Annotated in this window: 21 protein-coding genes and 1 pseudogene; 12 read left to right on the top strand and 10 right to left on the bottom strand. The window is 73.1% G+C overall.

Annotated elements, in window-relative coordinates; translation table 11 throughout:
• Positions 1–39 precede the first annotated feature (39 nt).
• Positions 40–303, bottom strand: a pseudogene (locus tag ACH4ZA_RS14630) (site-specific integrase); the annotation flags it as partial.
• On the opposite strand from ACH4ZA_RS14630, the gene ACH4ZA_RS14625 reads away from it, so the two are divergent.
• Complete coding sequence (locus ACH4ZA_RS14625; protein WP_398429883.1) at positions 250–588, top strand: hypothetical protein; 339 nt, start codon at positions 250–252, stop codon at positions 586–588. The pseudogene ACH4ZA_RS14630 and the gene ACH4ZA_RS14625 overlap by 54 nt on opposite strands.
• A gap of 274 nt (positions 589–862) precedes the next feature.
• On the top strand, positions 863–2,074 hold the full coding sequence (locus tag ACH4ZA_RS14620; RefSeq protein ID WP_398429593.1) for a phosphodiester glycosidase family protein: 1,212 nt from the start codon (positions 863–865) through the stop codon (positions 2,072–2,074).
• A gap of 63 nt (positions 2,075–2,137) precedes the next feature.
• Here ACH4ZA_RS14620 and ACH4ZA_RS14615 read toward each other — a convergent pair whose 3' ends face one another.
• From ACH4ZA_RS14615 to ACH4ZA_RS14595, 5 genes are all read right to left on the bottom strand, one after another.
• Positions 2,138–2,332 carry a hypothetical protein gene (locus tag ACH4ZA_RS14615; RefSeq protein ID WP_351685260.1) on the bottom strand — a complete coding sequence of 65 codons (195 nt, stop codon included), beginning with the start codon at positions 2,330–2,332 and terminating at the stop codon, positions 2,138–2,140.
• Between the two features lie 161 nt (positions 2,333–2,493).
• The gene (locus ACH4ZA_RS14610; protein WP_398429592.1) at positions 2,494–3,579 is read right to left on the bottom strand and encodes an acyl-CoA dehydrogenase family protein; all 1,086 of its coding nucleotides are present in this window, start codon (positions 3,577–3,579) and stop codon (positions 2,494–2,496) included.
• Positions 3,576–4,760, bottom strand: a complete 1,185-nt coding sequence (locus ACH4ZA_RS14605) for an acyl-CoA dehydrogenase family protein (RefSeq protein ID WP_398429590.1) — start codon at positions 4,758–4,760, stop codon at positions 3,576–3,578. Before ACH4ZA_RS14605 ends, ACH4ZA_RS14610 begins: the two co-directional genes overlap by 4 nt.
• A complete protein-coding gene (locus tag ACH4ZA_RS14600; RefSeq protein ID WP_398429589.1) occupies positions 4,757–5,728 on the bottom strand; it encodes an NADPH:quinone oxidoreductase family protein in 972 nt (323 codons plus the stop codon). Before ACH4ZA_RS14600 ends, ACH4ZA_RS14605 begins: the two co-directional genes overlap by 4 nt.
• 87 nt (positions 5,729–5,815) lie before the next feature.
• The gene (locus ACH4ZA_RS14595; protein WP_398429588.1) at positions 5,816–6,388 is read right to left on the bottom strand and encodes a helix-turn-helix domain-containing protein; all 573 of its coding nucleotides are present in this window, start codon (positions 6,386–6,388) and stop codon (positions 5,816–5,818) included.
• A gap of 88 nt (positions 6,389–6,476) precedes the next feature.
• On the opposite strand from ACH4ZA_RS14595, the gene ACH4ZA_RS14590 reads away from it, so the two are divergent.
• The 4 genes from ACH4ZA_RS14590 (at position 6,477) to ACH4ZA_RS14575 (ending at position 10,209) form a co-directional block, all read left to right on the top strand.
• Positions 6,477–8,015, top strand: coding sequence for an ATP-dependent DNA ligase (locus ACH4ZA_RS14590; RefSeq protein ID WP_398429586.1), 1,539 nt, complete (start codon positions 6,477–6,479; stop codon positions 8,013–8,015).
• A complete protein-coding gene (locus tag ACH4ZA_RS14585) occupies positions 8,012–8,485 on the top strand; it encodes an NUDIX domain-containing protein (protein ID WP_398429585.1) in 474 nt (157 codons plus the stop codon). The genes ACH4ZA_RS14590 and ACH4ZA_RS14585 overlap by 4 nt, the downstream gene beginning before the upstream one ends.
• Positions 8,486–8,561: 76 nt before the next feature.
• Positions 8,562–9,947, top strand: coding sequence for an NADP-dependent succinic semialdehyde dehydrogenase (locus ACH4ZA_RS14580; RefSeq protein ID WP_398429584.1), 1,386 nt, complete (start codon positions 8,562–8,564; stop codon positions 9,945–9,947).
• Positions 9,948–9,972: 25 nt separating this feature from the next.
• A complete protein-coding gene (locus ACH4ZA_RS14575) occupies positions 9,973–10,209 on the top strand; it encodes a DUF6213 family protein (protein ID WP_398429583.1) in 237 nt (78 codons plus the stop codon).
• Positions 10,210–10,348: 139 nt separating this feature from the next.
• On the opposite strand, the gene ACH4ZA_RS14570 is transcribed toward ACH4ZA_RS14575, so the two are convergent.
• The gene (locus tag ACH4ZA_RS14570; protein ID WP_398429582.1) at positions 10,349–11,575 is read right to left on the bottom strand and encodes an acyl-CoA dehydrogenase family protein; all 1,227 of its coding nucleotides are present in this window, start codon (positions 11,573–11,575) and stop codon (positions 10,349–10,351) included.
• A gap of 174 nt (positions 11,576–11,749) precedes the next feature.
• Here ACH4ZA_RS14570 and ACH4ZA_RS14565 point away from each other — a divergent pair, with 174 nt between their 5' ends.
• Positions 11,750–12,394 carry a TetR family transcriptional regulator gene (locus ACH4ZA_RS14565; protein ID WP_351685236.1) on the top strand — a complete coding sequence of 215 codons (645 nt, stop codon included), beginning with the start codon at positions 11,750–11,752 and terminating at the stop codon, positions 12,392–12,394.
• 147 nt (positions 12,395–12,541) lie between these two features.
• Here ACH4ZA_RS14565 and def read toward each other — a convergent pair whose 3' ends face one another.
• On the bottom strand, positions 12,542–13,087 hold the full coding sequence (def, locus tag ACH4ZA_RS14560; protein ID WP_398429580.1) for a peptide deformylase: 546 nt from the start codon (positions 13,085–13,087) through the stop codon (positions 12,542–12,544).
• 157 nt (positions 13,088–13,244) lie between these two features.
• Here def and ACH4ZA_RS14555 point away from each other — a divergent pair, with 157 nt between their 5' ends.
• The 5 genes from ACH4ZA_RS14555 to ACH4ZA_RS14535 all read left to right on the top strand — a co-directional run bounded on the left by ACH4ZA_RS14555 (position 13,245) and on the right by ACH4ZA_RS14535 (position 17,791).
• A complete protein-coding gene (locus ACH4ZA_RS14555) occupies positions 13,245–14,483 on the top strand; it encodes a MurT ligase domain-containing protein (RefSeq protein ID WP_057580793.1) in 1,239 nt (412 codons plus the stop codon).
• A gap of 22 nt (positions 14,484–14,505) precedes the next feature.
• Positions 14,506–15,234 carry a type 1 glutamine amidotransferase gene (locus tag ACH4ZA_RS14550; protein WP_398429579.1) on the top strand — a complete coding sequence of 243 codons (729 nt, stop codon included), beginning with the start codon at positions 14,506–14,508 and terminating at the stop codon, positions 15,232–15,234.
• A gap of 242 nt (positions 15,235–15,476) precedes the next feature.
• Positions 15,477–16,502 carry a 6-phosphofructokinase gene (locus ACH4ZA_RS14545; RefSeq protein ID WP_398429578.1) on the top strand — a complete coding sequence of 342 codons (1,026 nt, stop codon included), beginning with the start codon at positions 15,477–15,479 and terminating at the stop codon, positions 16,500–16,502.
• Between the two features lie 106 nt (positions 16,503–16,608).
• Complete coding sequence (locus ACH4ZA_RS14540) at positions 16,609–17,559, top strand: cytochrome c oxidase assembly protein (protein ID WP_398429577.1); 951 nt, start codon at positions 16,609–16,611, stop codon at positions 17,557–17,559.
• Positions 17,560–17,620: 61 nt separating this feature from the next.
• Entirely contained in the window at positions 17,621–17,791 is a 171-nt protein-coding gene (locus tag ACH4ZA_RS14535) for a hypothetical protein (protein WP_107445193.1), read from the top strand.
• Here the strand turns inward: ACH4ZA_RS14535 and ACH4ZA_RS14530 are convergent, their stop codons facing one another.
• Both ACH4ZA_RS14530 and ACH4ZA_RS14525 read right to left on the bottom strand, forming a co-directional pair.
• A complete protein-coding gene (locus ACH4ZA_RS14530; protein ID WP_398429575.1) occupies positions 17,792–18,997 on the bottom strand; it encodes a sensor histidine kinase in 1,206 nt (401 codons plus the stop codon).
• A complete protein-coding gene (locus ACH4ZA_RS14525) occupies positions 18,994–20,718 on the bottom strand; it encodes a cation acetate symporter (protein ID WP_398429574.1) in 1,725 nt (574 codons plus the stop codon). The genes ACH4ZA_RS14530 and ACH4ZA_RS14525 overlap by 4 nt, the downstream gene beginning before the upstream one ends.
• Positions 20,719–20,720: the final 2 nt, after the last annotated feature.

Raw genomic sequence — 20,720 nt, 5'->3', positions numbered from 1 at the left:
ACCGCGTGTGAGGGCCGGCGTCCCGGCTGACTGGGTGGATCACCGCCGGGCGTCGCCGGGTGCGAGCAGGCTGGTGACTTCGGCGATCGCCTCGGCCACGGGCTTGAAGCAGCGGAGGTTCTCCGGCTTCCTGTGCCGGGACTCGGCGATGAGCATCAGCGGAGAGGCGCTCTGCTCACCGAGGTGGGTCAGGGCGCAGTGGCGGTACTCGTGCAGGTCCCAGCCCGTTCCGGGACCACGCACCGCGGTGTGCTCGTCCAGCAGGGCGCGGGCCTGTCCGCAGGAAAGCCGGGCCGGCCCGGTAGCCGTCCCGGTGGGCTGCGGGCCGCCCCGTCGGACGTCCGGCTGCTGGGCACCGTGTTCGACGGGGTCGGCGGCATGGCGCGGATGACGGTCGGCGCTGTGGTGACCCGCCGGCAGGGCGAGCCGGCCGACCAGCCCGGCGAGAGCGTCGGCGACTGGCGTCGGCACGCCCTCGACCGCCGGCCTCCGGCCCTGTTCGAGTGCAGCGCCCAGTCCCTCGCCGTGTGGCGGCCGGACCCGCCGATCGACGTCGCCCAGGCCCACTGCACTCCGTACGGCTCCTGACCGGACGGCGGTACGCGTCGGGCGCCCGGGGGCGGCGGGTCGGGCCGCACGAGGCGTGAGGCGGGGTGGGTGGGCGGGTCCGGTAGCACAAAGGCGGCCGCCGTGCGGCCGAACGGCGACGCGAGCCACCCGGAATCGTGCCTTTCCTCACCCGTTCTCGTGGACTCCCCGCCCGCCTGCCGCGGGTCGTTCCCGCAGGTCGTGGGAGAGTGACGGCCGGAATCGGACAGGGGGGCCTGTGACGCGTCGACAGAAACGTTCCAGGGCAGCCGGAATGCCTGCGCACCGCGGGTTTCCGGCGCTGCTCGTCGCCCTCGCCCTCGTGGCCGGTGCGACGCTCGCGGGAGCGGCCCCGGCCGGCGCCGCGACCTGGACAGGCGTGGCGCCGGGAGTGACGTACCGCCAGTACGACCTGGCCGCCGCGGCCGGCACGGCGCGTGCGCACGTGCTCGCCGTCGATCTCGCCAACCCCCGCGTCAGCCTGGGCCTGTTGTATCCGGGGGGGACGGCCGCCCGCGCGACCGTCTCCTCGCTGGCCGGCCGGCAGAGGGCGGTGGCCGGCGTCAACGGCGACTTCTTCGACATCACCGAGACGCAGCACCCGGGCGTCGCGGCGACCGGGGCGAGCGTCGGTCCCGCGGTCGCCGGGGGACGGGCGTTGAAGGGCGCGGTCCCCGACGCGCAGCGGTTCGGCCCCGCGCCGCCGCCGGGCACCGACACCAGGGCCGTGGTCGGCGTCGGCGCCGACGGCAGGGCGAGGCTGGACAGTCTGACCCTCAACGGCTCGTACACCGTGACGGGGCGGCGGATGCCGCTGGGCGGCGTCAACCAGTACGCCCTGCCGGAGAACTCGGTCGGCGCGTACACCTCGGACTGGGGCGGCGTCTCGCGCCGGCGGGCCACCTGCGGCTCGGACACCGAGCGGGCCGCGCCCTGCAGCGCGAGCACGTACGAGGTGACGCTGAGGAGGGGGCGGGTCGTGTCTGCCTCGGTCACGCCGGGCAGTGGCGCGATCGCCGCGGGCACCACGGTCCTCGTCGGACGGGAGGCGGGCGCACGGCGACTGCGGACGCTCGTCACGGGACAGCGGGTGGCGGTGCGCTACGCGCTGACGTCCGCTTCGGGCTCGGCGTACCGCTTCGCCGTGGGCGGATTCCCGGTCCTGTCGGGCGGCCGGCCGCTCGCCGGTCTCGACACGGCGGTCTCCGCGGTGCGCACGGCCGTCGGCATCGGCGGCGGCGGCCGGCGGGTGTTCCTGTTCGCGCTGGACGGCGCCGCCCCCTACCGCCGGGGTCTGACGCTCGCCGAGGTCGCCGCCGCCCTCCGCGGACTCGGCGCGACGGAGGGTTTCGGCCTGGACGGCGGCGGGTCCTCGACGCTGGTGGCCCGTCCGCGGGGCGCGGTGGCCGGCGTCACGGTCCGCAACCATCCGTCCGACGGGGCGGAGCGTCCCGTGGCGAACGGCGTCGGGGTCTTCGTCGGCTGACCCGGGATCACCGGACGTTCCCGGCGATCCCGGCGATCCCGGCGATCCCTGCGCCGCGGGGCCTCACGGCCGGAGGCCGCCGACGATGTCGGCCGTCGCCGTGAGTCCGCCGGCGATGGTGGGAGCCATGCTGGTGCCGGCCAGGAGGAATCCGAGCAGCAGACAGACCAGGGCGTGCGAGACCTTCAGTCCGCCGTTGCGCATGAAGATCACCGCCAGAACCAGCAGCAACAGCACCGCGGAAATCGAAACGGCCACCGTCAACCTCCTCTAGATCCGTTTTAACGGCGTTCGGCCGTAAGTGTGGCGTAAAGGAGGTTTCGTCCGGGTGGCTGACCCGTCCGCCGAAGGAGTGGTGTCACGGAGAAGCCCGCCCCCGGCATGCGCCCGGGGCGGGCCTCACCGCGTGACGGCCGGGATCAGGGCGCCCGCAGGTCGACGAGTTCGGCGACGGCCGCCCGGTGGGCGCCGGCGGTGCCGTAGGCGATCGAGTCGGCCTTGGCGCGCTTGAGGCACAGGTGGACGGGGTGCTCCCAGGTCATGCCGATGCCGGCGTGCAGTTGCAGCGCCTCCTCGGCGGCGCGCACGGCGACTCCCGCGGCGTAGCTCTGCGCGACGGCCGTCGCGAGGTCGGCGTCCTCGCCGTTCGCCAGCGCGTCGGCCGCGGCGCGGGCGGCGGCCCGGAGGTTGACGACCTCCAGCCACAGCTGCGCCAGACGGTGCTTGAGTGCCTGGAAGCCGCCGACGGACCGGTTGAACTGCTTGCGCTCCTTCAGGTAGCGCACGGTCTCGGTCAACGCCCATTCGGCCAGCCCGAGTTGCTCGGAGGCGAGCAGTCCGGCACCGGCGCGCAGGGCCCGTCGCACGGCGGGTCCGGCGTCTCCGAGCCGGCGGCCGGCGGCGACCCCGGAGAGGGTGACGGTCGCGAGGGGCCGGGTGAGGTCGAGCGACACCTGCGGGGTGACGGTCACGGCCGAGGCGTCGACCGCGTACAGGCCGCCGTCGTCCGCGGGGACGAGCAGCAGGTCGGCGGCCACGGCGTCGGCGATGCCGGTCAACTCGCCGGACAGCAGCCCGTTCTCGAGTCGCACGGCCGGGAAGGCGGCGCCGGGCGCGATGTGCAGCCCCACGGCGAGCGCCCCGACCGTGGTCGCCGACGCCAGCCCGGCGAGCAGGTCGTCGGCGCCGCACGCCAGCAGCGCCTCGGTGGCCACCACCGCGCTGGTCAGATAGGGCACGGGCGCGACCGCGCGGCCCAGTTCCTCGAGGACGACGGCCGCCTCCCGGTGCGTGGCGCCCTGTCCGTCCAGCTCCTCGGGGATCAGCAGGCCGGCGAGGCCCATGTCGCCGGTGAGCGTCTTCCACAGGGAGACGTCGTGGGGGGCGTCCGACTCGGTCCGCGCGATCGCGCCGGCCGGGTCGAGGCGGTCGGTCAGCAGGTCCCGGACCGCCGACCGCAGCGCCTCTTCCTCTTCGGAGTAGAGGAGATCCGGCTGTGTGCTCATCGGGCCAGGTCCTTCCAGGCGACGTCCTTGTCGGTGCGCGGCTCGGACGGCAGGCCCAGGACGCGCTCGGCGACGATGTTCAGCAGGACCTCGCTGGTCCCGCCCTCGATGCTGTTCCCCTTGGAGCGCAGGTAGCGGTACCCGGCGTCGCGGCCGGTGAAGTCCACGAGCTCCGGGCGGCGCATCGTCCAGTCGTCGTACAACAGGCCCTCCTCGCCGCGCAGTTCCACTTCCAGGCCGCTGATCTCCTGGTTGAGGCGGGCGAAGGCGAGCTTCATGCCGGCGCCCTCGGGGCCGGGCTGGCCGGACGCGAGCTGCTGGCGCAGGCGTTCGCCCGTGAGGCGGGCCACCTCGGCCTCCACCCACAGCTTGAGCAGCCGCTGGTGCAGGTCGTGGGTGCGCAGTTCGGGCCGTTCGCGCCACGTCCGGGAGACCGGGCCGATCATGCCGCCCTCGCGGGGCAGCCGCATGCCGCCGATGGCGACGCGCTCGTTGTTCAGCGTGGTCTGCGCGACCCGCCAGCCCTCGCCGACCTCGCCGAGGCGGCGTGTGTCGGGGATGCGCACGCCGGTGAGGAAGACCTCGTTGAACTCGGCCTCACCGGTGATCTGGCGCAGCGGCCGCACGTCGACGCCCGGGTCGGTCATGTCGCAGAGGAAGTAGGTGATGCCCGCGTGCTTGGGCAGGTCCGGGTCGGTGCGGGCGATGAGGATGGCCCAGCGGGCGACGTGGGCACTGGAGGTCCACACCTTCTGCCCGTTGACGATCCAGTCACCGTCGTCCGCACGGACGGCGCGCGTGCCGAGCGCGGCCAGGTCGGAGCCGGCGCCGGGCTCGCTGAACAGCTGGCACCAGACCTCCTCGCCCGTCCACAGCGGCCGCAGGAACCGCTGCTTCTGCTCGTCCGTGCCGTACTTCAGGATCGTCGGCGCCGCCATGCCGAGGCCGATGCCGATGCGCCGGGGGTCGTTGTCGGGGGCGCCCGCGGCCTCCAGTTCGGCGTCGACGACGGCCTGGAGGGAGCGGGGGGCGCCGAGGCCGCCGAGGCCCTCCGGGTAGTGCACCCAGGCGAGCCCGGCGTCGAAGCGGGCCTTCAGGAAGGCCGACCGCCCGGTCGTGGCGGGCGGGTGGTCGGCCAGCAACTGCGCCGTGCGGCGCTGGAGTTCGGCTGCGTCGGTCATACGGCGGCTCCGTTCTGCGGTACGACGGCGACCCGGCCGGTGGTGACGCCGTCGGCGACCCGCTGCACGGCGGCCGCGGCCCCGTCGAGCGGCGTCCGCTCGCTGATCAGCGGCTTGATCGCACCCCGGGCGGCCAGTTCGGTGAGCTGCTCGTGGCAGTGCTGGACCAGCTTCGGGTTCTTCGTGTTGTACAGGCCCCAGTGCAGGCCGAGGATCGCGTAGTTCTTCACCAGCGCGTGGTTCAGCGCGGGGCTCGGGATGGTCCCGCTCGCGAAGCCGACGACGACGATCCGGCCCTCGAAGGCGACGGTCTTCGCGGACTGCGTGTAGGCCTCGCCGCCGACGGGGTCGTAGATCACGTCGGCGCCCCGGCCGCCGGTGGCCTCCTTCACGGCGGCCACGACGTCCTCGGCCCGCCGGTCGATCACCGTGTCGCAGCCCAGCTCCCTGGCGACGGCCGCCTTATCGGCGCCGCCCACGACGCCGATGACCCGCGCGCCCGCCGCCTTCCCGAGCTGTACGGCCGCGCTGCCGACGCCTCCGGCGGCGGCGTGGACGAGCAGTGTCTCGCCCGCTTCGAGGCGCGCCCTGCGGTGCAGACCGAACCAGCCGGTCTGGTAGCCGATGTGCAGGGCGGCGGCCTCGGCGTCGTCGAGCGACTCGGGGGCGGGCAGCAGGGCTGCGGCGTCGGCGACGGCGTACTCGGCGAAGCCGCCGTGCGGCAGGGCCGGGTTGGCGATCACACGGCGCCCGTCCTCGGTCTCGCCGCAGATCTCCACGCCCGGGGTGAACGGCAGCGGCGGCCGGACCTGGTAGTGGCCCCGGCACATCAGCACGTCCGGGAAGTTGATGTTCGCGGCGCGCACCCGGAGCAGGACCTGGCCGTCGCCGGGCGTGGGCCGCGCCACGTCCGCGAGCCGCATCACCTCGCTCGGCTCGCCGTTCTCGTGCACCTGCCATGCCTGCATGCGGAGCCTCCACGGGACTACGTCGTCGGACCCTGGTTCCCCTGCATACTAAGCGGTCGCTTGTCGTCCGGGGAACCGTTGCGTGCGTCACCTCCGCGACGGCCGCGCCCGCACGTGCATCCGCTCGCCCTGCGGACCGAAGAGGCTGAGGAACTCCGCCGGCCCCTCTCCCGTCGATCCGAACCAGTGCGGCACACGCGTGTCGAACTCGGCCGCCTCCCCCGCCGTCATCACCACGTCGTGCTCCGCGAGCACCACCCGCAGCCGTCCCGACATCACGTACAGCCACTCGTAGCCCTCGTGGGTGCGCGGCTCCGGCTCCTCCTCGCGCTGCGGCACGAGCACCTTGAACGCCTGCAGACCGCCGGGCTGCCGGGACAGCGGCCAAAAGGTCCGCCCGTGCCGCACCAGGGGCTCGGCACGCACCCGGGGGTCGCCGACGGGGGGCGTCCCGACCAGCTCGTCCAGCGCCACCTGATGGGCCCGAGCGATGGGCAGCAGCAGCTCCAGACTGGGCTTGCGCAGCCCGGACTCCAGCCGGGACAGGGTGCTGACGGAGATGCCGGTGGCGCCGGACAACGCCGCGAGCGTCACCTCCCGCTCCTTGCGGATGCGACGCAGCCTGGGTCCGACCTCCGCGAGGACGTCATCGGTAGTCATCTCCCCATCTTGCCGAACCGGCAAAGACGTTTGTCAATCCCGTGCGGGCCGGGGTGTGGTCACCGGCTCCCCGTTGCACCATGGCTGCATGTTGCTGACCCGGCTCGCCGACGTGTCCCGGGAGGTCGCCGCCGTCCCGGCGCGCTCCCGCAAGATCGCCCTGCTCGCCGAGCTCTTCCGGGAGACGGACGCGCAGGACGTCCCCGTTGTGATCCCCTATCTCGCCGGGCGGCTCCCCCAGGGCCGTCTGGGCGTCGGCTGGAAGGTGCTGAGCCGCCCGGTCGCCCCGGCCGACGAGCCGACCCTCTCCGTGCGGGAGGCGGACGCCCTGCTCACCGAGCTCGGCACGGTCTCGGGCCCCGGGTCGCAGGCCGAAAGGGTGCGTCTGGTGGGCGAGTTGATGAGCGCGGCCACCGCGGACGAACAGCGGTTCCTGCTCGGCCTGATCACCGGTGAGGTCCGGCAGGGCGCGCTGGACGCCCTCGCCGTGGAGGGCCTGGCACAGGCGACCGGCGCGTCCCCCGCGGACGTGCGGCGCGCGGTGATGCTGGCCGGGTCACTGCAGTCGGTGGCGCGGACGCTGCTCGCGGAGGGGCCCGCGGCGCTGGGGTCGTTCCGGCTCACCGTGGGCCGCCCGGTGCAGCCGATGCTCGCGCACACGGCGTCCTCCGTCACCGAGGCGGTCGGCAGGCTCGGCGCGTGCGCGGTCGAGGAGAAGCTCGACGGCATCCGCGTCCAGGTGCACCGCGACGGCGACGACGTGCGCCTCTACACCCGCACCCTCGACGACATCACCGACCGCCTGCCCGAGGTGACCCGCGCGGCGCGGGGGCTGGCGGGGACGCGGTTCATCCTGGACGGCGAGGTCATCGCCTTCGACCGGGCGGGCCGCCCGCGCTCGTTCCAGGAGACCGCGGGCCGGGTCGGCTCCCGGGTGGACGTGGCGACGGCCGCGGAGGAGGTGCCGGTCTCCCCCGTGTTCTTCGACGTGCTGTCCGTGGACGGGCGTGACCTTCTCGACCTGCCGTTCGCGCAGCGGCACGCGGAGCTGGCCCGGCTGGCCCCCGAGCCGATGCGGGTGCGCCGCACGCTCGTGTCGGGCCCGGACGAGGCCGAGGCCGCGGAGGAGTTCTCCCGGCAGACGCTGCTGCGCGGCCACGAGGGCGTCGTCGTCAAGGCCCTGGACGCGCCCTACAGCGCGGGCCGGCGCGGCGCGTCCTGGCTGAAGGTCAAGCCGGTGCACACGCTCGACCTGGTGGTCCTGGCCGCCGAGTGGGGCCACGGGCGGCGCACCGGCAAGCTGTCCAACCTGCACCTCGGCGCCCGGACGCGGGACGGCGGCTTCGTGATGCTCGGCAAGACCTTCAAGGGCATGACCGACGCGATGCTGGCCTGGCAGACGGAGCACCTGCGGGGGCTGGCCGTCGAGGAGAGCGGGTACGTGGTGACCGTCCGGCCCGAGCTCGTCGTCGAGATCGCCTACGACGGACTGCAGCGCTCCTCCCGCTATCCGGCCGGCGTCACCCTGCGCTTCGCCCGCGTGCTGCGCTACCGCGAGGACAAGCCGCCCGAGGAGGCGGACACGGTGGAGACCCTGCTCGCCGCGCATCCGCAGGTGCGCCCGTGACCGCGCGCACAAGCGCCGGTCTGCTGCTGTTCCGGCGGACCGCGACGGGACTGGAGGTGCTGCTGGGTCATATGGGCGGCCCCTACTTCACCGGCAAGGAGGCCGGCGCGTGGACCGTCCCCAAGGGGGAGTACGGGTCCGACGAGCCGGCCTGGGAGGCGGCCCGGCGTGAGTTCCGCGAGGAGCTGGGGCTGGCCCCGCCCGACGGCGAGCCGATCGCGCTCGGCGAGGTGCGGCAGAGCGGCGGCAAGACCGTCACCGTGTGGGCCGTCGAGGCGGATCTCGACCCGGCCGCGGTCGAGCCGGGCACCTTCACCATGGAGTGGCCGCCCCGCTCGGGACGCGTGGCGGAGTTCCCGGAACTGGACCGGGTGGCCTGGCACGGCCTGGAACAGGCCCGTGCGGTGATCGTCACGGCGCAGGCCGCGTTTCTGGACCGGCTGGCGGAGCACTCGTCATCGGGTGCCTGAGCGGACGCGCACGCGTTGCGCCGTCCGGTGCGGCGCGCGAAGGTCGGAACACAGCCAGCTCCCCAGGAGGTCGGTCATGCCCATCGCGACGGTGAACCCGGCGAACGGCGAGACGCTCGAGACGTACGAGGCCATGGACGAGGAGGAGCTGGAACGCCGGCTCCAGCTCGCCGAGGCCACCTTCCGCACGTACCGGACGACGACGTTCCCCGAACGCGCACGGATGCTGAACCGGGCGGCCGACCTGCTCGACGAGGACCAGCGGGACATCGCCCGGACCATGACCGTCGAGATGGGCAAACCGGTCGGGCAGGCGCGGGCCGAGGCGGCGAAGTGCGCCCGGGCGATGCGCTGGTACGCCGATCACGCGCAGGAACTGCTCGCCGACGAGGAGCCGGCCGCCGCCGACGTCAAGGACTCCGGCGGCTCGCGCGCCGTGGTCCGGTACCGGCCGCTGGGCCCGGTGCTCGCGGTGATGCCGTGGAACTTCCCGCTCTGGCAGGTCGTGCGGTTCGCCGCGCCGGCGCTGATGGCGGGCAACGTGGGGCTGCTCAAGCACGCCTCGAACGTGCCGCGGACCGCGCTGTACCTGGAGGAGTTGTTCCACCGGGCGGGCTTCCCCGCGGGGTGCTTCCAGACCCTGCTCGTGGGTTCGGGCGCGGTGGACGGCATCCTGCGCGACGAACGCGTCAAGGCGGCGACCCTGACCGGCAGCGAGCCGGCCGGACGGGCCGTCGCCGCCACCGCGGGCGAGATGATCAAGAAGACGGTGCTGGAGCTTGGCGGCAGCGACCCGTTCGTGGTGATGCCGTCCGCGGACGTCGACCGGGCGGCCGAGGTCGCGGTGACCGCGCGTGTGCAGAACAACGGGCAGTCGTGCATCGCCGCCAAGCGGTTCATCGTTCACACGGACGTGTACGACGCGTTCACCGAGCGGTTCGTCGCGGGCATGGCGGCGCTGAAGGTCGGGGATCCGCTGGAGGAGGGGACGGACGTCGGCCCGCTGGCGAGCGAGCAGGGGCGGTCGGACCTGGAGGAACTGGTGGACGACGCGCGGCGCTTCGGGGCCCGGGTGCTGTGCGGGGGCGCGCGGCCCGAGGGGCCCGGCTGGTACTACCCGCCGACCGTCCTGGCCGGGGTCACGCGGGAGATGCGCATCCACCGCGAGGAGGCGTTCGGGCCGGTGGCGACCGTGTACCGGGCGGCCGATCTGGACGCGGCGGTGCTGATCGCCAACGACTCGCCGTTCGGGCTGAGTTCCAACGTCTGGACGCGCGACGAGGCCGAGGTGGACCGGTTCGTCCGGGACCTGGAGGCCGGCGGGGTGTTCGTCAACGGGATGACCGCGTCCCATCCGGGGTTCCCGTTCGGCGGGGTGAAACGGTCCGGATACGGCCGTGAGCTGTCCGGGCACGGAATCCGGGAGTTCTGCAACATCACCACGGTTTGGCACGGTGCGTGACCGCCGCGCGGCTACGATCCCGGATGTGAACCGCGAAGTGACCCTGCCCCTGATCGTCGACGACCGCGGGACCCTGCAGGTGGCCGCGGCGGATGTGAGCAAGCTTCTCCGCACGCTGGGGGGCCGGTGGCTGCATCTCGTCGAGGCCGGGGCGGAGGGTCTCGACGAGGACACGGTGGCCGCTCTGACCATCGAACTGGCCAAGCTGGCCGACCGCATCGACGTGGCGTGCATCGCCCACAGCAGCGGGGGGACTTCGTAGGAGGGCGGTTCGCCGCCGGGTGCGGGTGCGTCGCGGCCTGTCACGCGGTTCCCCGCGCGCCTTGGGCCCGTCCACCGCGCCCGGCGTCAGGGGCGCGGGGAACTGTGCGAACAGCCCCCACGCGCCCGCTGCCGCCGCACTACCGGATGGACATCCCGGAGAGCGTCCTGGCGATCACCAGGCGCTGGATCTCGCTCGTGCCCTCGAAGATGGTGTAGATGGCGGCGTCGCGGTGCATGCGCTCCACCGGGTACTCCCGCGTATACCCGTTGCCGCCGAGGATCTGGATGGCCTGCGCGGTGACCTTCTTCGCGGTCTCACTGGCGTACAGCTTCGACATCGAGCCCTCGGCGGCCGTGAACGGCTTGCCGTTGACCGCCATCCAGGAGGCCCGCCAGACCAGCAGCCGTGCGGCGTCGATCTCGGTGCGCATGTCCGCGAGCTGGAAGGCGACGCCCTGGTTGTCGATGATCGGGCGGCCGAACTGCTCTCGTGTCCTCGCGTAGTCGAGGGCGACCTCGTAGGCGGCGCGGGCGGTGCCGACGGCCATCGCGCCGACGGCGGGGCGCGAGGCCTCGAACGTGGCCATCGCCGCGTTCTTCACCCGCTCGCCGCCCGTCTTCGCCCGCTCGCGGGCCCGCGCCAGCCGCTCGTCCAGCTTCTCCTTGCCGCCCAGCAGGCACGAACCGGGGACGCGCACGTCGTCGAGGACGACCTCGGCGGTGTGCGAGGCGCGAATGCCGTGCTTCTTGAACTTCTGGCCCTGGGCGAGACCCGGGGTGCCCGGCGGGACGATGAAGGAGGCGTGCCCCTTGGAGCCGAGTTCGGGGTCCACGGCCGCCACGACCACGTGGACGTTGGCGATGCCGCCGTTGGTCGCCCAGGTCTTGGTGCCGTTGAGCACCCACTCGTCCTTGGCCTCGTCGTACACGGCCCGCGTGCGCAGGGAGGCCACGTCGGAGCCGGCGTCGGGCTCGGAGGAGCAGAAGGCGGCCACCTTGACGTCGTTCGCGTCGCCGTACATCTGCGGGATCCAGGTGCCGATCTGCTCCTCGGTCCCGTTGGCGAGGACGCCCACGGCGGCCAGCCCGGTGCCCACGATGGACAGGGCGATGCCCGCGTCGCCCCAGAACAGCTCCTCCATGGCCATCGGGATGCCGAGGCCGGTGGGGTCGAAGTACTGCTGCGCGTAGAAGTCGAGGGAGTAGATGCCGACCTTCGCGGCCTCCTGGATGACCGGCCAGGGAGTTTCCTCACGCTCGTCCCATTCGGCTGCCGCGGGGCGGATGACGTCGGCGGCGAAGCCGTGCAGCCAGTCCCGGACCTCCTTCTGTTCGTCGTTGAGCTCCATGGTGAACTCGGCCATGTCCCCTCCAGCGGCGGTGCGTGTTACTAGCGGTAACGCGAGTCTGTTACCGGTCGGTAGGAAAAGTCAACTCCTGATGACGGCACAGGAGCCCTTCCACCCGTTCGATGTCAGGCTGCTGTCAGGTGTTAGTTTGCGCAGGCGTCACCGAAACAGCACGGGTGGGGAGAGCACATGGACACCACGCAGCGGACCGAGCAACAGCGGTCCGCCGACCGCCGACGACGCGAGCTGCTGGAGGCCGCCGACCGGGTGGTGCTGCGCGACGGCCCACAGGCGTCCATGAACGCCATCGCGGCGGAGGCCGGCATCACCAAGCCGATCCTCTACCGCCACTTCGGCGACAAGGGCGGACTCTACGCCGCCCTCGCCACCCGGCACACGGACGCCCTGCTGGACTCGCTGCGCGCCGCGCTGGACGCGCCCGCCGAACGGCGGGAACGGGTCGAGGCGACCCTCGACACCTACCTCGCCGCGATCGAGGCCCGGCCGCAGGTGTACCGCTTCCTCATGCACCCGTCCGACACGGGCACGGGCCCCGACCAGGGCTTCGACGTGGGCAAGCACAGCGCGCCCCTGCTACGCCGGATGGGCGAGGAGCTGGCCCAGGTGATCGAGGACCGGCTGGATCTCGGCCCCGGCAGCCAGCAGCTCGCCCGGGTGTGGGGGCACGGGATCGTCGGGATGATGCACGCGGCGGGCGACTGGTGGCTCGGCGAGCGGCCGTGTTCCCGCGCCGAGCTGGTGCGGAGTCTGGCCGACCTGCTGTGGGGTCGTCTCGCGGCGGCCGGCGACAAGGTCGGCGGCCCCGGCTTCTGACCCGGGACCGCCGCGCGGGTACGCGGGGCGGTCCGCACGCAGGTGGATCCGGAGGGCGTCGGCACCCCACCCGGCCGCCCTACCCGGCCGCCCCGTCCGGCCGCCCTGCCCGGTGGCCGGCGCGGCCGACCCGTACCGCCCGAGCCCCTACGGGGTGTCGTGCCAGGAGGCCCGGCGCACCTGGCGCGCCAGCCGTCTGCCGCGCCAGCCCGACACCCGGTCCGCGTACACCACGCCCTCCAGGTGGTCGCACTCGTGCTGCAGGCATCTGGCGAAGAATCCCGTGCCGTGGACCCGCAGCCGCTCCCCCGTCATCGTGCGGCCCTCGACCACGGCGTGGTCGTGGCGCTCCGTCCCCGCCTCCAGCCCGGGCAGGGACAGACACCCCTCGGGACCGCGCAGAACCAGGCCGTCGGCCTCGACCAGGCGCGGGTTCACCACATGGCCCACATGACGGGCGTCCTCGTCGTCGGGGCAGTCGTAGACGAACACCCGCAGCGCCTCGCCGACCTGGTTGGCCGCCAGGCCGACGCCCTGGGCCGCGTACATCGTCGCGAACATGTCCTCGACGAGACGCGCGAGTTGGGGGCCGAAGTCGGTGACGTCCTCGCAACGGGTGTGCAGGACGGGGTCGCCGAGCAGAGTGAGGGGCCGGACGCGCCCGCGGGCGCCCGGGATGGAGCCGTGTCGCATGGCGGCAAGGGTACGGTCCTTTCTGACACGCGCATGCCGCGGGCGACGTGAAGCGGTGCCGGGATTCGGGAGTGCGAATGGATCTCGATAGGCTGACCGCCTACCACGTTGCCGTACGGCAGAGGCGCGGCGCGTACGCAAGGAGGATCGAGAACTGATGGCAGGCAACTCGGACCCGCTCACGCCGCGGGCCAAGATCGCCGTGACCGCGGGCAAGGCGGTCGCGGCGGCGTCGCGCGCCGCGGGGCGCGGCAGCGGTTCGGTGATCGGCGGCCGGGTGGCGCTCAAACTCGACCCCGACCTCCTCGCCAGGCTCGCCCAGAACCTGGACGTGGTCCTCGTCTCGGCGACCAACGGCAAGACCACGACCACCCGGCTGATCGCCGAGGCGCTGCGCGCCGCCGGCCCGGTCGTTTCCAACGCGCTCGGCGCCAACATGCCGGCCGGCATCACCTCGGCCCTCGCGGGCGGCTCCGAGGCCCGCTACGGCGTGATCGAGGTCGACGAGAAGTACCTCGCGGGCGTCGCCCGGGACACCGCGCCCAAGTGCATCGCGCTGCTCAACCTCTCCCGCGACCAGCTGGACCGCGCCGCCGAGACCCGGATGCTCGCGGAGAACTGGCGCGAGGGGCTCGCCGGCTCCAAGGCCGTGGTGGTCGCCAACGCCGACGACCCGCTGGTGGTCTGGGCGGCCTCCTCCTCCCCCAACGTCGTCTGGGTCGCCGCCGGCCAGATGTGGAAGGACGACGCCTGGTCGTGCCCGTCCTGCGGCGGCGTCATGCAGCGGCCCGGCGACGACTGGTTCTGCGGCGAGTGCGGCTTCCGCCGTCCGACGCCGAGCTGGGCGCTCTCCGGCGACCACGTCATCGACCCGCACGGATCGGCCTGGCCGATCCACCTCCAGCTGCCGGGCCGCGCCAACAAGGCCAACGCCGCCTCCTCGGCCGCCGTGGCCGCCGTCTTCGGCGTGCCTCCGCAGGTGGCGCTGGAGCGGATGTACGCGGTGCAGGCCGTCGCCGGGCGCTACGACGTCGTCCAGTTCCAGGGCCGCGACCTTCGGCTGCTGCTGGCGAAGAACCCGGCCGGCTGGCTCGAGACGTTCAGCCTCATCGACCCGCCGCCGACCCCGGTCATCCTCTCGGTGAACGCGCGCGGCGCCGACGGGACCGACACCTCCTGGCTGTGGGACGTCGACTACACGCGGCTGACCGGCCACCCGATCTTCGTCGTCGGCGACCGGAAGCTGGACCTGGCGGTGCGCCTCGAAGTCGCCAACCAGCACTTCCAGGTCTGTGAGAACCTCGACCAGGCCGTGCAGCAGGCGCCGCCCGGCCGGATCGAGGTCATCGCGAACTACACCGCGTTCCAGGACCTCCGCCGCCGCGTCGGCAACTGACCCGAAGGACGATCCCATTCCCATGAGCGACAACCAACTGCGGCTGGTGTGGATCTACCCGGACCTGCTGAGCACCTACGGGGACCAGGGCAACGCCCTCGTCGTGGAGCGCCGCGCGCGCCAGCGCGGCCTCGACGTGGCGCGGCTCGACGTGCGCAGCGACCAGCCGATCCCGACCTCCGGCGACATCTACCTCATCGGCGGCGGCGAGGACCGGCCGCAGCGGCTCGCGGCGGAGCGGCTGCGCCGGGACGCGCACCTGTACCAGGCGGTGAACAACGGCGCGATCGTGTTCGCGGTCTGCGCCGGCTACCAGATCCTGGGCCACGAGTTCGTCAACGACCTCGGCCAGCGCGAGCCGGGTCTCGGCCTGCTGGACGTGACGACGACGCGCGGCGAGGGCGAACGGTGCGTCGGCGACGTCCTCGCGGACATCGACCCGCGCCTCGGCCTGCCGCAGCTGACCGGGTTCGAGAACCACCAGGGCATCACCCACCTCGGCCCGACCGCCCGTCCGCTGGCCCGCGTGCAGCTCGGCCGGGGCAACGGCACCGGCGACGGCACCGAGGGCGCGTACAACGACACCGTGTTCGGCACGTACATGCACGGTCCGGTGCTCGCGCGCAACCCGCTGATCGCGGACCTGCTGCTGAAGCTGGCGCTCGACGTGAACGCGCTGCCGCCGATCGACGACCGCTGGTACGAGGCGCTGCGCAACGAGCGCATCGCCGCCGCCCAGCAGCCCGCGTGACCCGGCGCCCCGCGTGACCTGGCAGCCCGCGTGATCCGGCGCCCCGCGTGACTCATCTGTTCACCTGCTCTTCGGGGCGCCGTCAGCAGCCCGTCTGACGGCGCATCCGCACAGGTGAGCAGGTGCGTCCAGCAGGCGGACGCGTGCTTCGGCCCCGCCCCCTCCTGCCGCTAGGGTGGCGGGGATTCGAGCCGGACAGTGTGGTCCGGACCAGGCCCACGTGGAGAAGGTTGTTTCGGGCTATGCGCATTGGTGTCCTCACGTCCGGCGGCGACTGCCCCGGCCTGAACGCCGTCATCCGGTCCGTCGTGCACCGCGCCGTCGTCGACCACGGCGACGAGGTCATCGGCTTCCGGGACGGCTGGAAGGGCCTCCTGGAGTGCGACTACCTCAAGCTCGACCTCGACGCGGTGGGCGGCATCCTCGCCCGCGGCGGCACCATCCTCGGTTCCTCGCGGGTCCAGCCCTCGCATCTGCGGGACGGCGTGGAGCGGGCCAGGGGCCACGTCCAGGACCTCGGGCTCGACGCGATCATCCCGATCGGCGGTGAGGGCACCCTCAAGGCGGCCCGGCTGATGTCCGACAGCGGGCTGCCCGTCGTCGGCGTGCCGAAGACCATCGACAACGACATCGCCGTCACGGACGTCACCTTCGGCTTCGACACGGCCGTCGGCGTCGCGACCGACGCGCTGGACCGGCTGAAGACCACTGCCGAGTCGCACCAGCGGGTTCTGGTGGTCGAGGTCATGGGGCGGCACACCGGCTGGATAGCGCTGCACTCCGGCATGGCGGCCGGCGCGCACGCCATCGTCGTGCCGGAACGGCCCTTCGACATCGAGGAGCTGGCCCGCCGGGTCGGCGAACGGTTCGAGGCGGGCAAGCGGTTCGCGATCGTGGTGGCCGCCGAGGGCGCCAAGCCGGCCCCCGGCGGCATGGCCTTCGACGAGGGCGCCAAGGACGTCTACGGCCACGAGCGGTTCGCCGGCATCGCCCGGCAGCTCTCCATCGAGCTGGAGTCCCGGCTCGGCAAGGAGGCCCGGCCGGTCATCCTCGGGCATGTGCAGCGCGGCGGCACGCCGACCGCCTACGACCGGGTGCTGGCCACGCGGTTCGGCTGGCACGCCGTGGAGGCCGTGCACCGCGGCGAGTTCGGTCACATGACGGCCCTGCGCGGCACGGACATCGTGATGGTGCCGCTGGCGGAGGCCGTGGAGACGCTGAAGACGGTCCCCGACGAGCGGTACGCCGAGGCCGAGACCGTCCTGTAGGAGGGCCACGACTACAGCCGCCCCCGGTGACGAAGATCGCCGGGGGCGGTTCTACTCTTGGGGCGGCAGGAAACGTACAACCCCCCACGAATCAGGAGCCGGCGCAATGGACCACGGCGGGCACGGCATGACGATGGATCTGCCGCCGTTCACGCTGGGACGGGGCCTTCAGTGGTCGGCGGACCCGTTCTTCCTCGTCGCCTGTCTCCTGGGGCTCGGACTGTACGGGTGGGGCGTGCTGCGGCTGCGGCGGCGCGGGGACGCGTGGCCGGTCGGGCGGACGGTGTCGTTCGCCGTGGGCGTGCTGACCGTGATGCTGGTGATGTGCACCGGCCTGAACGACTACGGCATGGTCATGTTCAGCGTGCACATGGTGCAGCACATGGTGATCAGCATGCTCTCGCCGATCCTGCTTCTGCTCGGCGCCCCCATGACGCTCGCGCTGCGCGCGCTGCCGGCCGCCGAACGGGGGCGCAAGGGGCCGCGTGAGCTGCTGCTGATGCTGCTGCACAGCCGCTACATGCGCGTCGTCACCCATCCCGCGTTCACGATCCCGCTGTTCATCGCGAGCCTCTACGCCCTGTACTTCACCCCGCTGTTCGACTTCCTGATGGGCTCGAAGACCGGGCACCTCGCGATGATGGTGCACTTCCTCGCCGTCGGTGTGGTGTTCTTCTGGCCGATCATCGGCGTGGATCCGGGTCCGAACCGGCCGGGCTATCTGATGCGGATGCTGGAGCTGTTCGCGGGCATGCCGTTCCACGCGTTCTTCGGCATCGCGCTGATGATGGCCTCGCAGCCGATGGTGAAGACGTTCGAGAACCCGCCGGCCTCCCTCGGCATCGACGCGCTCGCCGACCAGAACGCGGCCGGCGGCATCGCCTGGGCGTTCAGCGAGATCCCCTCCGTGCTGGTGCTGATCGCGCTGCTCTTCCAGTGGTACGGCTCCGAGCAGCGCCAGGCCCGTCGCAAGGACCGGGCCGCCGACCGCGACGGGGACCAGGAGCTGGAGGCCTACAACGCCTATCTTGCGTCACTCGACGCACGCGGGCGCTGATCCCGGGGCACCATGGAGGGGGACCCGCCCGGCGGAGGGCGGCCCTGAGGAGGGTGTCGCGATGGCCGGTACCACGGACGGTTCCACGAAGACCATGGGCGTGCTCACCGTCGGCGGACTCGTCGCGGTGACCGCCTACACGGTGGCGCTCGGCAGCAACGGCTGGCTGTGGTTCGGCTGGGTGGTGCTCGGGCTGATCACCCTCGCCCTGGTGGTGATGCGGACCACCTGATCACGCGGGGCCGAGCCGGGCCGCCGAGTGCACGCCCGGCTGGTACTTCGGCAGCCGGGCGGTGATCTTCATACCCGCCCCGAGAGCCGTCTCGATGACCAGGCCGTGGTCGTCCCCGTAGACCTGGCGCAGCCGGTCGTCCACGTTGGACAGGCCGATGCCGCCGGAGGGCCCGACCTCTCCGGCCAGGATGCGGCGCAGCGCCCCCGGGTCCATGCCGGCTCCGTCGTCCTCGATGACGACGAGTGCCTCGGCGCCGGCGTCCTGCGCGGTGATCTGGATGTGACAGGTGCCGGCCTTGCCCTCCAGACCGTGCTTGACGGCGTTCTCCACCAGCGGCTGGAGGCACAGGAACGGCAGCGCCACCGGGAGCACCTCGGGGGCGATCTGCAGGGTGACGGCGAGGCGGTCGCCGAAGCGGGCCCGCACCAGCGCCAGATAGTGGTCGATGGCGTGCAGCTCGTCGGCGAGGGTGGTGAAGTCGCCGTGTCTGCGGAACGAGTAGCGGGTGAAGTCGGCGAATTCCAGCAGCAGTTCGCGGGCGCGCTCGGGGTCGGTGCGGACGAACGAGGCGATCACGGCGAGGGAGTTGAAGATGAAGTGGGGGGAGATCTGGGCGCGCAGGGCCTTGATCTCCGCCTCGATCAGCCGGGTGCGCGACTGGTCGAGGTCTGCCAGTTCCAGCTGGACGCTCACCCAGCGGGCCACCTCGCCCGCCGCCCGGACCAGGACGGCGGACTCGCGGGGCGCGCAGGCGACGAGCGCGCCGTGCACCCGGTCGTCGACGGTGAGCGGGGCGACCACGGCCCAGCGGACGGGGCAGTCGGCGTGCTCGCAGGCCAGGCGGAAGGCCTCGCCGCGACCGCTGTCCAGCGGGCCGGCCAGCCGTTCCATGATCTCGGCGCGGTGATGGGCCCCCACGCCGTCCCAGACCAGCACCTGCTCCTCGTCGGTCAGGCACAGCGCGTCCGTGCCGAGCAGGGTGCGCAGTCTGCGGGCCGACCTGCGGGCGGTCTCCTCGGTCAGTCCCGCCCTCAGCGGGGGCGCCGCGAGGGACGCGGTGTGCAGGGTCTGGAAGGTGGCGTGCTCGACAGGGGTGCCGAGGCCCCCGAGGCGCTCCGGCCGTCCGGTCCGCCGCCCGAGCCAGAAGCCGGCGGCGAGGAACGGCAGGATGGCGATGCAGACGCCCGCCAGGAAGCCGCTCACGGCTTCGCCTCCGCGGCCGGCGCGGTGCGCAGTTCCTCCGGCAGGTGGAAGCGGGCCAGGATGGCGGAGGCGCCGGACGGGACGCGGTTCGGGGTGGCCAGGGACACCAGGATCATGGTGAGGAAGCCGAGCGGCACGGACCACAGGGCGGGCCAGGCGAGCAGGGCGTGCGCCGGGCCCGCGCCGGGGAGGCCGGCCATCGTCGCGGCGACCGCGACGAACGCCGATCCGCCGCCGACCAGCATGCCGGCGGCCGCGCCGGGCGGCGTCAGCCGGCGCCACCAGATGCCGAGCACCAGCAGCGGGCAGAACGAGGACGCCGACACCGCGAAGGCCAGCCCCACGGCGTCGGCCACCGGCAGTCCGCCCACCAGCAGGCTGGCGGCCAGCGGGACGGCCATGGCGAGCCCGGTGCCGAGCCGGAAGTGCCGCACGCCGCGGGTCGGCAGAACGTCCTGGGCGAGCACCCCGGCCACCGCCATCGTCAGTCCGGACGCGGTGGACAGGAACGCGGCGAAGGCGCCGCCGGCGACCAGCGCGCCCAGCAGCTCGCCGCCGAGGCCGCCGATCACCCGGTCCGGCAGCAGCAGGACGGCCGCGTCCGCGTCGCCGGTGAGGGCGAGTTCGGGCGTGTAGATGCGGCCGAGGGCGCCGTAGACGGGCGGCAGGAGGTAGAACGCGCCGATCAGGGCGAGGACGGCGACCGTGGTGCGGCGGGCGGCGACGCCGTGCGGGCTGGTGTAGAAGCGCACGACGACGTGCGGCAGGCCCATGGTGCCGAGGAAGGTGGCGAGGATCAGCCCGTAGGTGGCGTACAGCGGCCGCTCCTCACGGCTCGTGGCGAGCGAGGTGGACATGCCGCCGCTGCTTCCGCGTTCGGCGGCGGGGACCGTGGCGCCTTCGGCGAAGGTGAGGCGGGCGCCCCGCTCGATGCGGTGGGTGCCGGCGGGCAGCCGGAGCAGCGCGTCCTCGTGCGGGCGGCCGTCGACCGTGCCGTCCACGGTCACGGTCAGGGGGCGGTCCAGCTTCAGGTCCAGGGTGTCGCCGACCCGCACCACCCGCTGGTCGCGGAAGGCCGCGGGCTCCTCGAAGACGTCGCGGGGCGCGCCGTCGCTCTGCCAGGCGAGGACCAGGAAGAGGACGGGGACGAGGAGCGCGGTGAGTTTGAGCCAGTACTGGAAGGCCTGCACGAAGGTGATGCTGCGCATGCCGCCCGCGGCGACGGTGGCCGTGACGACCAGCGCGACGATCAGCCCGCCGAGGGAGTCGGGAGCGCCGGTGAGCACCGTCAGCGTCAGTCCTGCGCCCTGGAGCTGGGGCAGCAGGTAGAGCCAGCCCACACCGACGACGAAGGCGCCCGCGAGCCGTCTCACGGCCTGCGAGGCGAGCCGCGCCTCGGCGAAGTCGGGGAGGGTGTAGGCGCCGGAGCGGCGCAGCGGGGCGGCGACGAAGATCAGCAGGACCAGATAGCCGGCGGTGTAGCCGACCGGGTACCAGAGCATGTCCGGGCCCTGGACGAGGACGAGGCCCGCGATGCCGAGGAAGGAGGCGGCGGAGAGGTACTCGCCGCTGATGGCGGCCGCGTTGAGTCGGGGGCCGACGGTGCGGGAGGCGACGTAGAAGTCGGAGGTGGTGCGGGAGATGCGCAGGCCGAAGGCGCCGACCAGTACGGTCGCGACGACCACCAGGGCGACGGCGGGCACGGCGAAGGTCGAGTTCATCG

It is taken from the genome of Streptomyces sp. NPDC020597 (genome assembly GCF_044335095.1).
Classification (GTDB): Bacteria; Actinomycetota; Actinomycetes; order Streptomycetales; family Streptomycetaceae; genus Streptomyces.
Note: the sequence above shows the minus strand (reverse complement) of the source record. Positions and strands in the feature narration are given on the sequence as shown.